At 69.3% G+C, this 12826-nt stretch carries 16 protein-coding genes; 12 read left to right on the forward strand and 4 right to left on the reverse strand.

All coding sequences use genetic code 11. The features are described 5' to 3' along the window. The first annotated feature begins 3 nt into the window (after positions 1–3). Complete coding sequence (locus IEY89_RS14860; protein WP_189147845.1) at positions 4–483, forward strand: pyridoxamine 5'-phosphate oxidase family protein; 480 nt, start codon at positions 4–6, stop codon at positions 481–483. A gap of 235 nt (positions 484–718) precedes the next feature. On the opposite strand, the gene IEY89_RS14865 is transcribed toward IEY89_RS14860, so the two are convergent. Then, positions 719–1303 carry a nicotinamidase gene (locus IEY89_RS14865; RefSeq protein WP_189147846.1) on the reverse strand — a complete coding sequence of 195 codons (585 nt, stop codon included), beginning with the start codon at positions 1301–1303 and terminating at the stop codon, positions 719–721. A gap of 204 nt (positions 1304–1507) precedes the next feature. After that, complete coding sequence (locus IEY89_RS14870; RefSeq protein WP_189147847.1) at positions 1508–2848, reverse strand: nicotinate phosphoribosyltransferase; 1341 nt, start codon at positions 2846–2848, stop codon at positions 1508–1510. Positions 2849–2983: 135 nt separating this feature from the next. Here IEY89_RS14870 and clpS point away from each other — a divergent pair, with 135 nt between their 5' ends. The 7 genes from clpS to IEY89_RS14900 all read left to right on the forward strand — a co-directional run bounded on the left by clpS (position 2984) and on the right by IEY89_RS14900 (position 7935). Continuing rightward, entirely contained in the window at positions 2984–3301 is a 318-nt protein-coding gene (gene clpS / locus IEY89_RS14875) for an ATP-dependent Clp protease adapter ClpS (RefSeq protein WP_189147848.1), read from the forward strand. Between the two features lie 249 nt (positions 3302–3550). Next, positions 3551–4156, forward strand: coding sequence for a DUF2017 domain-containing protein (locus IEY89_RS14880; RefSeq protein ID WP_189147849.1), 606 nt, complete (start codon positions 3551–3553; stop codon positions 4154–4156). Positions 4157–4406: 250 nt separating this feature from the next. Continuing rightward, the gene (locus tag IEY89_RS14885) at positions 4407–5840 is read left to right on the forward strand and encodes an amino acid permease (RefSeq protein WP_189147850.1); all 1434 of its coding nucleotides are present in this window, start codon (positions 4407–4409) and stop codon (positions 5838–5840) included. Positions 5841–5937: 97 nt separating this feature from the next. Then, on the forward strand, positions 5938–6360 hold the full coding sequence (locus IEY89_RS14890) for a M67 family metallopeptidase (protein WP_189147851.1): 423 nt from the start codon (positions 5938–5940) through the stop codon (positions 6358–6360). 99 nt (positions 6361–6459) lie between these two features. Continuing rightward, on the forward strand, positions 6460–6558 hold the full coding sequence (locus IEY89_RS41915; protein ID WP_107090850.1) for a putative leader peptide: 99 nt from the start codon (positions 6460–6462) through the stop codon (positions 6556–6558). A gap of 122 nt (positions 6559–6680) precedes the next feature. Beyond that, on the forward strand, positions 6681–6968 hold the full coding sequence (locus IEY89_RS14895) for a MoaD/ThiS family protein (RefSeq protein WP_189147852.1): 288 nt from the start codon (positions 6681–6683) through the stop codon (positions 6966–6968). 16 nt (positions 6969–6984) lie between these two features. Continuing rightward, complete coding sequence (locus IEY89_RS14900) at positions 6985–7935, forward strand: PLP-dependent cysteine synthase family protein (protein WP_053741584.1); 951 nt, start codon at positions 6985–6987, stop codon at positions 7933–7935. 84 nt (positions 7936–8019) lie between these two features. Here IEY89_RS14900 and IEY89_RS14905 read toward each other — a convergent pair whose 3' ends face one another. Next, entirely contained in the window at positions 8020–8493 is a 474-nt protein-coding gene (locus IEY89_RS14905; protein WP_189147853.1) for a type II toxin-antitoxin system PemK/MazF family toxin, read from the reverse strand. 205 nt (positions 8494–8698) lie between these two features. On the opposite strand from IEY89_RS14905, the gene IEY89_RS14910 reads away from it, so the two are divergent. Further along, a complete protein-coding gene (locus tag IEY89_RS14910; RefSeq protein ID WP_189147854.1) occupies positions 8699–9451 on the forward strand; it encodes an MBL fold metallo-hydrolase in 753 nt (250 codons plus the stop codon). Between the two features lie 122 nt (positions 9452–9573). Here the strand turns inward: IEY89_RS14910 and IEY89_RS14915 are convergent, their stop codons facing one another. Then, complete coding sequence (locus tag IEY89_RS14915; RefSeq protein ID WP_189147855.1) at positions 9574–10878, reverse strand: PTS transporter subunit EIIC; 1305 nt, start codon at positions 10876–10878, stop codon at positions 9574–9576. Positions 10879–10978: 100 nt separating this feature from the next. On the opposite strand from IEY89_RS14915, the gene IEY89_RS14920 reads away from it, so the two are divergent. From IEY89_RS14920 to IEY89_RS14930, 3 genes are all read left to right on the forward strand, one after another. Next, positions 10979–11326 (forward strand): PTS sugar transporter subunit IIB, encoded by a 348-nt coding sequence (locus tag IEY89_RS14920; protein WP_308437435.1) that lies wholly within the window; start codon positions 10979–10981, stop codon positions 11324–11326. Between the two features lie 126 nt (positions 11327–11452). Further along, positions 11453–12190, forward strand: coding sequence for a ribonuclease PH (rph, locus tag IEY89_RS14925; RefSeq protein ID WP_189147857.1), 738 nt, complete (start codon positions 11453–11455; stop codon positions 12188–12190). Between the two features lie 148 nt (positions 12191–12338). After that, positions 12339–12767, forward strand: coding sequence for a hypothetical protein (locus IEY89_RS14930; protein WP_189147858.1), 429 nt, complete (start codon positions 12339–12341; stop codon positions 12765–12767). Positions 12768–12826 lie beyond the last annotated feature (59 nt).

The raw sequence follows: 12826 nt of genomic DNA on the forward strand, positions 1-12826 counted from the left end.
CGCATGACGGCAGCCGAAGCGCACCCCGACGGACCCCGCAGCATCGAGCAGCGCAGGCGCGAGGCGCTGGAACGGCTCGCGCGGGACATCGACGTATGGGTCGCCACGGCGGACGCCGACGGCGAGCCGACCCTCGTGCCCCTGACCTTCTGGTGGGACGGCGAGACGGTGTGGCTGGCCACCCGTGACACCAACCCGACCGGCCGCAACCTGCGCGCCTCGGGCCGGGTCCGGCTCTGCTTCGGCCACACCCGGGACGTGGTCCTGATCCACGGCACCGCGCGCACGCTGACCCACGACGAGCTGCCCGCCGGCGTCGGCGACGCCTTCACCGCGAAGGACGGCTGGGACCCGCGGGGGAGCGGTCCCTCGTACGTCTGGTTCCAGGTCACGCCCGAGGTGATCCAGGCGTGGGGAACCGTGCCCGAGATGACCGACCGGGATCTGATGCGCGACGGAAAGTGGCTGGTCCAGGGCGACTGAATCCGGGGCCCTTGGTTTTCTCGCCCCCGTCGCCCCTACCCGTTCCATCCCTGGGGGCTGCGCCCCCGGACCCCCGCATCGGTCCTGAAGGGGCCTTGTCCTCAAACGCCGGACGGGCTGAAAGATCAAGCCCCGGCCAGCATCATCCAGCCCCTCCGGCGTTTGAGGAGCGGGGGTTCGGGGCGGAGCCCCCGAGGACGGGACGGGTAAGGGCGGCGGGGGCGAAGAAACCGCGCTACACCACCGGCTTCCCCGACAGCTCCACCCCCGCCTCCCGCAGCTCCTCCAACGCCCGCTCCGTCGTCTCCTCGGCCACCCCGGCGGTGAGGTCCAGCAGGACCTGGGTGCGGAAGCCCTCGCGGGCCGCGTCCAGGGCGGTGGCCCTGACGCAGTGGTCGGTCGCGATGCCGACCACGTCCACCTCGTCGATCTCGCGGGCCCGCAGCCAGTCGGCCAGCGTGACGCCGTTCTCGTCGGCGCCCTCGAAGCCGCTGTAGGCCGCCGCGTACGCGCCCTTGTCGAAGACGGCGTCGATCGCGCCGGAGGCGACCGCCGGGGCGAAGTTCGGGTGGAAGCCGACGCCCTCCGTGCCGGCCACGCAGTGCGCGGGCCAGGAACGCTGGAAGTCTGGGTTGTCGGCGAAGTGCCCGCCGGGTGCGATGTGGTGATCGCGGGTCGCCACGACATGCCGGTATCCGGCAGGTGCCTGCCCGATCAGTTCGGTGATCGCGGCGGCCACGTCGGCACCCCCGGTCACCGCGAGACTGCCTCCCTCGCAGAAGTCGTTCTGCACGTCTACGACGATCAAGGCGCGGCGCATGGGCGGTCTTCCTTCGACGGTTTCGGCCGTACGGCCGTTTCGGCGGTGACGGCGGGTCGGTCGTGTGGAGGGGTGCGGGCCCGGCCGGTGTGACTATGTGAACTACTGAACCACCGAGCCTAGAGACTTCCGCACCAGTTCGGGAGGGGGCATTCGGGGCAATCGGCGCGCACGGACGCCCGTAGCCCCTGGGTACCGGGCGTGTCAGGCGCTCACGGGCACGTACTCCGTCGGAATGACGGCCTCCCCGCGCGACAGCTGGGTCGCCGACAGCGGCAGGTTGGCGCGCGCGGCGACATGCCGGTCCCGTACGACGTCCAAGGCCTCGCGGGCGACGACCTCACCGCCCTTGACCAGCTCGACCAGCAGCTGACGGTCGGCCAGCTCGGCGGGCACCGGTCCCGTACCGATCACCTCGGCCTCCGCGGTCCCGTCCCGGTCGAGCCGCCGGGCCGCCCACTTCCGGCCGCCGACGGAGGTCTTGCCGCCGCTCGACTTCTTCGCCACCGGGACGAGCGGAGCCTTCGGGTCCGCCGACTCGGCGCGGGCCACCAACTTGTAGACCATCGAGCAGGTGGGGTGGCCGGAACCCGTCACCAGCTGGGTGCCGACCCCGTACGCGTCCACGGGCGCCGCCGCCAGCGAGGCGATCGCGTACTCGTCGAGGTCCGAGGTCACGATGATCCGCGTCCGCTCGGCCCCCAGCTCGTCCAGCTGCTGCCGCACCCGGTGCGCGACCAGGAGCAGATCCCCTGAGTCGATGCGCACCGCGCCGAGCTCCGGCCCGGCGACCTCCACCGCCACCCGTACCGCCTCGGTGACGTCGTACGTGTCCACCAGCAGCGTCGTGTTCCGGCCCAGCGAGTCCACCTGGGCCTGGAAGGCGTCCCGCTCGCGGTCGTGGAGCAGGGTGAACGCGTGGGCGCTCGTCCCGACGGTCGGGATGCCGTAGCGGAAACCGGCGGCCAGGTCGGACGTGCTCGTGAAGCCGCCGACGTACGCGGCGCGGGAGGCGGCCACCGCGGCCAGCTCGTGGGTGCGCCGGGCGCCCATCTCGATCAGCGGGCGGTCACCGGCGGCCGAGGCCATCCGGGACGCCGCCGCCGCGATCGCCGAGTCGTGGTTGAGGATGGAGAGGATCACCGTCTCCAGCAGCACGCACTCCGCGAAGGAGCCCTCGACCCGCAGGACCGGCGAGCCCGGGAAGTAGACCTCGCCCTCGGGATAGCCCCAGATGTCCCCGCCGAACCGGTACGAGGCCAGCCACTCCAGGGTCTCCTCGTTGACGATCCGGCGCTCACGCAGGAAGTCGAGGACGGCCGCGTCGAAGCGGAAGTTCTCCACCGCGTCGAGCACCCGCCCGGTGCCCGCGACGACGCCGTAGCGCCGGCCTTCGGGCAGCCGCCGGGTGAAGGCCTCGAAGACCGACCGCCGGTCGGCGGTGCCCGCCTTCAGGGCTGCCTGGAGCATCGTCAGCTCGTAGTGATCCGTGAAGAGAGCCGTCGAGGGAACGTCCACCGGCAGCCCAAGGTCCGCTGTGTTCATGGACGGGATGCTACCCCCATCTCGTCACTTTGACGATTTCTGCTCGCGAGCGGTCCCGGTCCGAGGCTCGGGCCGGCTCCCGGACCGGGCCTCGTCCGGGCTCCGTTTGGCCCGTGACCCCCTTCTGGTGGCAGCATGGGCCGTGTGACGTCACCCGCTCCCGTAGAGATCGAACGCACCGAGTCGGCGGAGGAGGCCTTCGCCGTACCCGAGCCCGACGTCCCGTGGGTCACCATCGTCCACAACGACCCGGTCAACCTCATGAGCTATGTGACCTACGTCTTCCAGACGTACTTCGGCTACCCGAAGGACAAGGCCACCAAGCTCATGATGGACGTCCACCACAAGGGCCGGGCCGTCGTCTCCAGCGGCAGTCGCGAGGAGATGGAACGCGACGTCCAGGCGATGCACGGCTACGGCCTGTGGGCCACCCTCCAGCAGGACCGGAAGTAGCGAACCACCTGAGGGGGTGTCCTCTGGGTCAGTCCGGCGTCGCGGGGCCCGGCACGCACTCCCCCAGAGGGGGGACCCCCAGCCGCGTTGTCGTCACTCGCCGACTCCCCCACTCTCGACTTCGCCCGACCGGGGCCCCATCGCGTCGACTCCCTCCTCCGCCTTGCAGCTGCACGCACCGGACCCCGCTCGGGTCGGCCACCAACGCACTCGGCGCCACTGCCGATCTGACCCAGAGGACACCCCCTAGTGCCAGGACACTTCGAACCGCTCCCCGGCGGCGGCGCCGCCGTCGCGCTCGACGACGTCGAGATCTCCATCATCCGGTCGCTGGCCGTGCAGCTCCTGGAGCTGATCGGCCCCGGCCCCGCCGAGGACGCATCCGGCGACCCGCTCGCCGAGCTGTTCGCCGAGGGTCCGAGCGAACCGCCCTCCGACCCGGTGCTCAGGCGCCTGTTCCCGGACGCCTACAGCGACCCCGTCGACGTACCGTCGTCGCCCGGCAAGGCCGAGGAGCAGCGGGAGTACTCCGCCGAGTTCCGCCGGTTCACCGAGAACGACCTGCGGACCGGCAAGCGGGAGAGCGCCCTCACGGTGATCCGCTCACTGGACGCGCTGACGCCGGCCGGTGACGGGGGCGCGGTGCTCAAACTGGCGCGCGAGGAGTCCCAGCAGTGGCTCGGCACGCTCAACGACCTGCGTCTCGCGATCGGCTCCCGGCTGGACGTCGTCGACGAGGAGGACGCCGACCTCCTCTACCGGCTGCCGGACGAGGACCCGCGCAAGCCGATGGTGATGGCGTACCTCTGGCTGGGCGGGTTGCAGGAGACGCTCGTCTCCACGCTCATGCCGTGAACCTGGCGGGAGAACGGCGTGAGATCCGACGGCTTTGCCCTCATGTGTGAGGGTTCTGTGTTCGCTCAGAGGACGCTCAAATCCGGATAACGATCGCATTACCGCCGCCGTCGGCTGTGTCCCTTCCGTGTGCCGTTTGACCGCTTCTCCCTGTGGTGTGCGCCACAACTCGCCCCGGTGCCCCTTAACGCCGTCGTGATAGATCTTCACGCTCACCAGTCCGGGGGGACCGAGGAGAAAGGCGCACCACATGACCTCCGCTCAGGTCGACGGCGACTCGGAGAAGACATCCGTGGAGTCCGCGGGATCCGCACAGTCCGAAGAGGGATACGAGCGCGGGCTCGGCAGCCGCCAGGTCCAGATGATCGCGATCGGCGGCGCCATCGGCGTCGGCCTCTTCCTGGGCGCCGGGGCGAACATCGCCAAGGCCGGCCCCAGCCTCATCTTCATGTACGCCCTGGCCGGCGTGATCGTCTTCTTCATCATGCGGGCCCTCGGCGAACTGCTCCTCTACCGCCCGGTCTCGGGTTCCTTCGCCGAGTACTCACGGGAGTTCCTCGGCCCGTTCTTCGGCTACTTCACCGGCTGGACCTACTGGCTGATGTGGGTGGTCACCGGCATGGCCGAGCTGACGGCCGCCGCCATCTACGTCAACTACTGGGCCCCCGGCGTCCCCCGGTGGGTGACGGCCCTGGTCTTCCTGGTGATCCTCTTCGGCCTGAACCTGATCTCCGTGAAGGTCTTCGGCGAACTGGAGTTCTGGTTCTCGATGGTCAAGGTCACCGCCCTCATAGGCATGATCGTGATCGGCCTCGGCGTCCTCACCTTCGGCTTCAGCTCCGCCGGTGACACCGCCGCCGTCTCCAACCTGTGGGCCTTCGACGGCTTCTTCCCCAAGGGCGTCGGCTCGTCCCTGATGACCCTCCAGGGCGTGATGTTCGCCTACCTCGCCGTCGAACTGGTCGGCGTCACGGCCGGCGAGTCCGAGAACCCCGAGAAGACCCTCCCCAAGGCGATCAACACCCTCCCGTGGCGCATCGCCCTCTTCTACGTCGGCGCCCTCACCGTCATCCTCTGCGTCGTGAAGTGGACCGAGTTCGCCCCCGGCGTCAGCCCGTTCGTCGAGGCGTTCGCGAAGATCGGCATCCCGGCGGGCGCCGGCATCGTCAACTTCGTCGTCCTCACCGCCGCCCTCTCCTCCTGCAACTCGGGCATGTACTCGACGGGCCGCATGCTCCGCACCCTCGCGGACAACGGCGAGGCCCCCAGGATCTTCGGCAGGCTGTCGACGACGAAGACCCCGGCCTTCGGCATCGCCCTCTCCGTCGCCTTCATGGGCATCGGCGTCGTCCTCAACTACGTCGTCCCGGAGAAGGCCTTCGGCTACGTCATGTCCGTCGCCACCGCCGCCGGCATCTGGACCTGGCTGATGATCCTGATCAGCCACGTCCTCTACCGCCGGGGCGTCGTCGCGGGCCGCCTGCCCGCCTCGTCCTTCCCGGCGCCGGGCGGCTCGGTGTGCAGCTGGATCGCCATCGTCTTCCTCCTCTTCGTCACCGGCCTCATCGCGTACGACGCCGACTCCCGCGTCTGCCTCTACGTCATGGCCGGCTGGGCCGCCGCCCTCGGCATCGGCTGGGCGCTCCTGAAGGCCCGCAACCCGAAGGTCGCGGCGCGCGGCTGAACGTCGGCCGAACAGATTCCGACATGTGGGCCGTCCCGTACCACGCCTTGGTACAGGACGGCCCATCCGTCTGTCCGGGCTGCTTATCCTGGCCAGCATGCTGACCATCACCCAGGCCCTCGTCGACCAGATCGTCGCCCACGCGCGCAAGGACCACCCCGACGAGGCGTGCGGAGTCGTCGCCGGACCGGCGGGCACGGACCGCCCCGAGCGCTTCATCCCGATGCTGAACGCGGCCATGTCGCCCACGTTCTACGAGTTCGACTCCGGCGACCTGCTGAAGCTCTACCGCGAGATGGACGACCGCGACGAGGAGCCGGTGATCATCTACCACTCCCACACGGCGACCGAGGCCCACCCCTCCCGCACCGACATCTCCTACGCCAACGAGCCCGGCGCCCACTACGTCCTCGTCTCCACGGCCGACACGGACGGCCTGGGAGAATTCCAGTTCCGCTCGTTCCGGATCGTCGAGGGCGAGGTCACGGAGGAAGAGGTCACCGTCGTAGCGGCGTACTGACAGCCGCCACGACCTGCTGATCTCACCTGGCGGCCCGAAAACGTCCAGAATGCGGGACAGGGCTCCGGAATCCGGACCGGGAATCGATACGATGAGCCCATGGTTTCCTACGACGTGAGCGAGAAGACGCCGGGCACCCCGCTGCTCGTGGCGCGGCTGCACGTCGACCTGTGCAGGCTGGCCAGCGCCATCTGTTGATGCTGCCCCCTGCCGCCGTACGGCCGTGAGCCGCGGCGCCTCACATGCACGACCTGCATCAACCGGCATTTCGCGCCGCCGCGCGCCCATCGACCTACCACTCCCGACAGGAGCCCCGAGCCATGGCCATCGAGGTCCGCATCCCGACCATCCTCCGCACCTACACCGACGGCGAGAAGGCCGTCACCGGTGCCGGCGACACCCTCGCCGAGCTCTTCGCCGACCTCGAGACCCGGCACACGGGCGTCAAGGCCCGCATCGTGGACGAGGAGAAGGACGGCCAGCTGCGCCGCTTCGTCAACGTCTACCTCAACGACGAGGACGTCCGCTTCCTCGACGGCATCAACACCAAGCTCGCCGACGGCGACACCGTGACCATCCTGCCGGCCGTGGCCGGCGGCATGGCCTGATCGGCCCCTGGCACCCATGCGCTACGACTCGCCGCTGGCCGCGGTAGGCAACACCCCCCTGGTGCGCCTGCCGCGGCTGTCGCCGTCCGCCGACGTACGGATCTGGGCGAAGCTGGAGGACCGCAACCCCACCGGCTCGGTCAAGGACCGCCCCGCCCTGCACATGGTCGAGCAGGCCGAGAAGGACGGCCGGCTCACCCCCGGCTGCACGATCCTCGAACCGACCTCCGGCAACACCGGCATCTCGCTCGCCATGGCCGCCAAGCTCAAGGGCTACCGCATGGTCTGCGTGATGCCCGAGAACACCTCGCAGGAACGGCGCGAACTGCTCGCCATGTGGGGCGCCGAGATCATCCCCAGCCCCGCCGCCGGCGGCTCCAACACGGCCGTACGGGTCGCCAAGGAGCTCGCCGCCGAGCACCCGGACTGGGTGATGCTCTACCAGTACGGCAACCCCGACAACGCGGGCGCCCACTACGCAGGCACCGGCCCGGAGATCCTCACCGATCTCCCCTCCATCACCCACTTCGTGGCCGGCCTCGGCACCACGGGCACCCTGATGGGCGTCGGCCGCTACCTCCGCGAGCACAAGCCCGACGTGAAGATCGTCGCCGCCGAGCCGCGCTACGACGACCTGGTGTACGGCCTGCGCAACCTCGACGAGGGCTTCGTACCCGAGCTGTACGACGCCTCCGTCCTCACCACCCGCTTCTCCGTCGGCTCGGCGGACGCGGTCACCCGCACCCGGGAACTCCTCCAGCAGGAGGGCATCTTCGCGGGCGTCTCCACCGGCGCCGCGCTGCACGCCGCGATCGGCGTCGGCAACAAGGCCGTCAAGGCCGGCGAGAGCGCGGACATCGTCTTCGTCGTCGCCGACGGTGGCTGGAAATACCTCTCGACAGGCGTCTACACGGCGGCCACGACAGAGGAAGCCATCGAGACCCTGCAGGGCCAGCTCTGGGCGTAAGGCCGTACGGCAGTCGTACGGCAGGACGGCGGTAAGGCAGCACGGCGGTAAGGCACCGACAGGCCGATCACAGGCCGGTCCGCACTACGGGGCGAGGTGTCGGACCTGGTCCCACAGGGCCGGGTCCACCACCCCCACCCGCCGCCGGAACTCGCCCACGGGCAGGTCACGCAGCTCGTCCGTCTCCAGGAAGCTCGGCCGGCCCTGGGCGTCGCCCACGGCACCCGGCGGCAGCGGAATCACACCGGGCCGCTCGTCGTGGTACTTGCTGGTGATCTTCGCGACGGTCGCACGCCGCCCCCGCACCGCGAGCACCAGACACGGCCGGTCCTTGCCGCCAGGCCCGTCCTCGAAGGGCACGTTCGCCCACCAGATCTCCGCAGGCTGGGGCCGCGCAGCCCGCCCTCGCTGCCCTTTCGGCCCCTCGGCCCGCCCCGGCGGCCTGCCTCCGCGCCCGCGCCTTCGGGGCCGATGCCCGCGTCCCCAGCCGTCCACCAGCGCCGCGACCAGCGCGAGCAGCACGACGGCCGCCAGGGCGAGCCACCATGACGTGTCCATACGGAAGACGGTACCGGCGCACTCCCCGCGCCGCCCGCGCTACCGGCGCTTCCCGTCCAGCCGAACCGGTGACAGCACAGGTGAGTTCGCCCACAACAGCCCTTGGCGGAGGAGCGACGGGAGGTTTTGCGCCTTACGCTCGACGCACCGCAAGAACCCCGTCACGTTCGTTTTGACGCTCCCCGCCCGCGGAGGTTTCTGCTTTATGAAGCTCACCGTCGTCGGCTGCTCGGGGTCGTTCCCGTCCGCGGAATCGGCCTGTTCGAGCTACCTCGTAGAGGCCGACGGCTTCCGGCTGCTCCTCGACATGGGCAACGGTGCCCTTGGCGAGTTGCAGCGCCACTGCGGTCTCTACGACCTCGACGCGATCTTTCTCAGCCATCTGCACGCCGACCACTGCATCGACATGTGCGCGTACTTCGTCGCCCGGTACTACCGCCACGACGGCGGGCGCTGCGACCCGATCCCGGTCTACGGCCCCGAGGGCACCGAACACCGCCTCACCACCGCCTACGCCGACACCCCCACCGCCTCCTCCATGAGCGAGGTCTTCGACTTCCACACGGTCAAGCCGAGCACCTTCGACATCGGCCCCTTCACCGTCCACACCGAGCGGGTGCGCCACCCGGTGGAGGCGTACGGCATCCGCATCGAACACGCCGGGAAGTCGCTGACGTACTCGGGGGACACCGGCGTCAGCGAGACGCTGGAGCAACTCGCCCGGAACACCGACCTGTTCCTCTGCGAGGCCGCGTTCACGCACGGCAAGGAGAACATCCCGGACCTCCACCTCAACGGCCGCGAGGCAGGCCAGACGGCGAAACGCGCGGGCGCGCGCAAGCTCGTCCTGACCCACATCCCCCCGTGGACCGACCCGCAGGTGAACCTGTCCGACGCCCGCGAGGAGTTCAGGGGGCCGGTGGAGCTGGCGGCGCCGCGGGCGTCGTACGAGATCTGACGCGTCGTAGACGTTCACAGGCGTTGATATAAGCGCACGAGGGCCCCGGAACCGACTCCTTCTCGGGTTCCGGGGCCCTCGTCATGCGGTGCAGTGCCTTGCGTTGCCGTACGGCCGGGCTCTCACGCCTTGGTGAGATCCTCGACCTCCTCATCGGGTTCGCGGCCGGGGGTGGGGAGGTTGAACCTGGTGATGGCGAAGCGGAAGACGACGTAGTAGATCGCGCCGAAGACCAGGCCGACGGGAATCAGCAGCCAGGGCTTGGTGGAGATGCCCCAGTTGATGAAGACGTCGATGAAGCCGGCCGAGAAGCTGAAGCCCATGTGCATGCCCAGGGCCCAGGTCACGGCCATCGAGATCGCGGTGAGGACCGCGTGGATGGCGTACAGCACCGGGGCGATGAACATGAAGGTGAACTCGATCGGCTCGGTGACACCTGTGACGAACGAGGTCAGCGCCATCGACATCATCATGCCCAGCACGGCCTTGCGACGCTCGGGGCGGGCGGAGTGCGCGATCGCCAGGGCGGCGGCCGGCAGACCGAACATCATGATCGGGAAGAAGCCGGTCATGAACATTCCGGCGGACGGGTCGCCGCCGAAGAAGCGCGGCAGGTCGCCGTGGAAGACCGTGCCGGCGGAGTCGGTGAAGTCGCCGATCTGGAACCAGGCCACCGAGTTCACGAACTGGTGCATGCCGATCGGGATCAGCGCGCGGTTGATGAGGCCGAAGAGAGCGGCACCGAAGGAACCCAGACCGGTCATCCACTCGCCGAAACTGGTGATGACCTCACCGATGGGCTGCCAGCCCAGGACGACCAGAACACCGAGCACGGTACCGAGGGCGGCCGTGATGATCGGAACAAGCCGGCGGCCGTTGAAGAAACCGAGCCAGTCGACGAGCCTGGTGCGGTGGAAGCGCTGCCACAGCAGGGCCGTGAGCAGGCCGAGGATGATGCCGCCGAGCACGCCCGGGTTCTGGAAGGTCGCGGCCTGCGCGGCCTCGTTGCCCTTCTGCCAGAAGCCGCCGCCGAGTCCGGTCCCCGTGTAGGTGGCGCCCTCGTGGCCGTCCTTGATCGGGTACTGGTGGATCACCGCGTAGTAGGTAAGGAATCCGACCACGGCGGCCAGCGCCGTCGAGCCGTCGGACTTCTTCGCGAAGCCGATGGCCACGCCTATGCAGAACAGCAGGGGCAGACCGAAGGAACCGTCCAACAGGGCGCCGCCGGCTCCGGCGAACACCTTCGCCACATCGGCGGGGATGTGGAACCTCTCCTGGGAGTCCGCCTGGCCGAGCCGGAGCAGAAGTCCCGCCGCCGGAAGTACGGCGATCGGCAACTGCAGGCTGCGGCCGACCTTCTGCAGGCCCTGGATCAGGCCGGATCCCCTCTTCTTCGCGGGGACCGCCGCGGTGGTGGCGGTGCTCATACTTCCTCCAACGGGTGGAACATGGTCTACACCAGTCAGTGGTGTAGACCATGTTGTAGCACGGTGAAGGCCGCATAAGGAACCCACGATTTCACAACGGATGCAGACTGGTGTAGACCAGTCGCGAACGTGCGCGGACGGCGCGCAGACCGCTCGCGAAGATCGGTCACCTGTGGGTTACTGCGACAAAGCGGCTCGGACCAGGGAGTACGACATGTCCACCAAGGCAGAGAAGATCGTCGCCGGCCTCGGCGGCCTCGACAACATCGAAGAGGTCGAGGGCTGCATCACCCGGCTGCGCTGCGAGGTCGTCGACGCCTCGCTGGTCGACGACGCCGCCCTGAAGGCTGCCGGCGCCCACGGCGTCGTCAAGATGGGCACCGCGATCCAGGTCGTCATCGGCACGGACGCCGACCCGATCGCGGCGGACATCGAAGACATGATGTAGACCCCGGATTCGACCCGGATCTGACCCGGAACCGAACTCCCGTGCCCAGTGCGGGTGTTCGTGCCTGAGGGGCCCATTCCCCGTACGGGAAGGGCCCCTTCCGCCGTTACGGCTAGGCTCGTCGCCATGTCACGTATCGACGGCCGCACCCCCGAACAACTCCGCCCCGTCACCATCGAACGCGGGTGGAGCAAGCACGCCGAGGGCTCCGTCCTCGTCTCCTTCGGCGACACGAAGGTCTTCTGCACCGCCTCCGTCACCGAGGGCGTCCCGCGCTGGCGCAAGGGCAGCGGCGAGGGCTGGGTCACCGCCGAGTACTCGATGCTCCCGCGCGCCACCAACAGCCGCGGTGACCGCGAATCCGTCCGCGGCAAGATCGGCGGCCGTACGCACGAGATCAGCCGCCTCATCGGCCGCTCCCTGCGCGCCGTCATCGACTACAAGGCGCTCGGCGAGAACACGATCGTCCTCGACTGCGACGTCCTCCAGGCCGATGGCGGCACCCGCACCGCCGCCATCACCGGCGCGTACGTCGCCCTCGCCGACGCGATCGCCTGGGCACAGGGCAAGAAGCTGATCCGGGCCGGCCGCCAACCCCTCACGGGCACGGTGAGCGCGGTGTCGGTGGGCATCGTGGACGGGGTGCCGCTCCTCGACCTCTGCTACGAGGAGGACGTACGCGCGGAGACCGACATGAACGTCGTCTGCACCGGCGACGGCCGCTTCGTCGAGGTCCAGGGCACCGCCGAAGCCGAACCCTTCGCCCGCGACGAGCTCAACTCCCTCCTCGACCTCGCGGTCGCCGGCTGCTCGGATCTGACGGCACTCCAGCGCAAGGCGCTGGACGCCCCCCTGGAAAGGTAAAGGGCACACCAAATAAGGTGGCGCTCGCGGGCAACCGCGCGACTGCTCCACCGCGTCTCCAGAGATGCGCACTCATACGCGGAACCCGGGCGTACGGAACAACGCCGTACGCCCGATCAGTCACCGTCAAACGGAGGGAACCCGAACCATGCCCGTCAGCCGCCGAATCCGCACCGCACGAGGACTCGGAAAGGGGCGTCGTGTCACCGCAATCGCCGCCACCGTGGCGGCCGTCGCGCTGACCGCCGGGCTCACCACCGGATGCGACGCCGTCAACAAGGCCCTGGACTGTGTCCAGACCGCCGACGCCATCGCCACCAGCGTCGGCGACCTTCAGCAGGCCGTGGAGAACGCGGCGAACGACCCGACGCAGGCCTCCGAGGCCCTGGAGTCGATCGACAAGAACCTCACCGACATCGGCGACAAGACGGACAACGCCGACGTCAACAAGGCGGTCGACAACCTCAACGCGGCCGTGGACAACGTCCGTACGGCACTCGACAAGGGCGACGCGACCCCGGACATCAGCGGCGTCACGGACGCGGCGGGCGAACTGACGAAGGTCTGCACGTCGTAACCGTCGTAACCGTCGTAACCGTCGTCACCGTCGTAAACGGCGTGAGAGGCCGAGGGTGA

Origin of the sequence: Streptomyces lacrimifluminis (genome assembly GCF_014646095.1) — a bacterium.
In the GTDB taxonomy this organism is placed as follows: Bacteria; Actinomycetota; Actinomycetes; order Streptomycetales; family Streptomycetaceae; genus Streptomyces; species Streptomyces lacrimifluminis.

Coding starts and splice junctions, on each gene's coding strand:
- IEY89_RS14860 (WP_189147845.1), top strand. CDS start 4: ATGACGGCAGCCGAAGCGCACCCCGACGGACCCCGCAGCATCGAGCAG.
- IEY89_RS14865 (WP_189147846.1), bottom strand. CDS start 1,303: ATGCGCCGCGCCTTGATCGTCGTAGACGTGCAGAACGACTTCTGCGAG.
- IEY89_RS14870 (WP_189147847.1), bottom strand. CDS start 2,848: ATGAACACAGCGGACCTTGGGCTGCCGGTGGACGTTCCCTCGACGGCT.
- clpS (WP_189147848.1), top strand. CDS start 2,984: ATGGGCCGTGTGACGTCACCCGCTCCCGTAGAGATCGAACGCACCGAG.
- IEY89_RS14885 (WP_189147850.1), top strand. CDS start 4,407: ATGACCTCCGCTCAGGTCGACGGCGACTCGGAGAAGACATCCGTGGAG.
- IEY89_RS14890 (WP_189147851.1), top strand. CDS start 5,938: ATGCTGACCATCACCCAGGCCCTCGTCGACCAGATCGTCGCCCACGCG.
- IEY89_RS41915 (WP_107090850.1), top strand. CDS start 6,460: ATGGTTTCCTACGACGTGAGCGAGAAGACGCCGGGCACCCCGCTGCTC.
- IEY89_RS14895 (WP_189147852.1), top strand. CDS start 6,681: ATGGCCATCGAGGTCCGCATCCCGACCATCCTCCGCACCTACACCGAC.
- IEY89_RS14900 (WP_053741584.1), top strand. CDS start 6,985: ATGCGCTACGACTCGCCGCTGGCCGCGGTAGGCAACACCCCCCTGGTG.
- IEY89_RS14905 (WP_189147853.1), bottom strand. CDS start 8,493: ATGGACACGTCATGGTGGCTCGCCCTGGCGGCCGTCGTGCTGCTCGCG.
- IEY89_RS14910 (WP_189147854.1), top strand. CDS start 8,699: ATGAAGCTCACCGTCGTCGGCTGCTCGGGGTCGTTCCCGTCCGCGGAA.
- IEY89_RS14915 (WP_189147855.1), bottom strand. CDS start 10,878: ATGAGCACCGCCACCACCGCGGCGGTCCCCGCGAAGAAGAGGGGATCC.
- IEY89_RS14920 (WP_308437435.1), top strand. CDS start 10,979: ATGCAGACTGGTGTAGACCAGTCGCGAACGTGCGCGGACGGCGCGCAG.
- rph (WP_189147857.1), top strand. CDS start 11,453: ATGTCACGTATCGACGGCCGCACCCCCGAACAACTCCGCCCCGTCACC.
- IEY89_RS14930 (WP_189147858.1), top strand. CDS start 12,339: ATGCCCGTCAGCCGCCGAATCCGCACCGCACGAGGACTCGGAAAGGGG.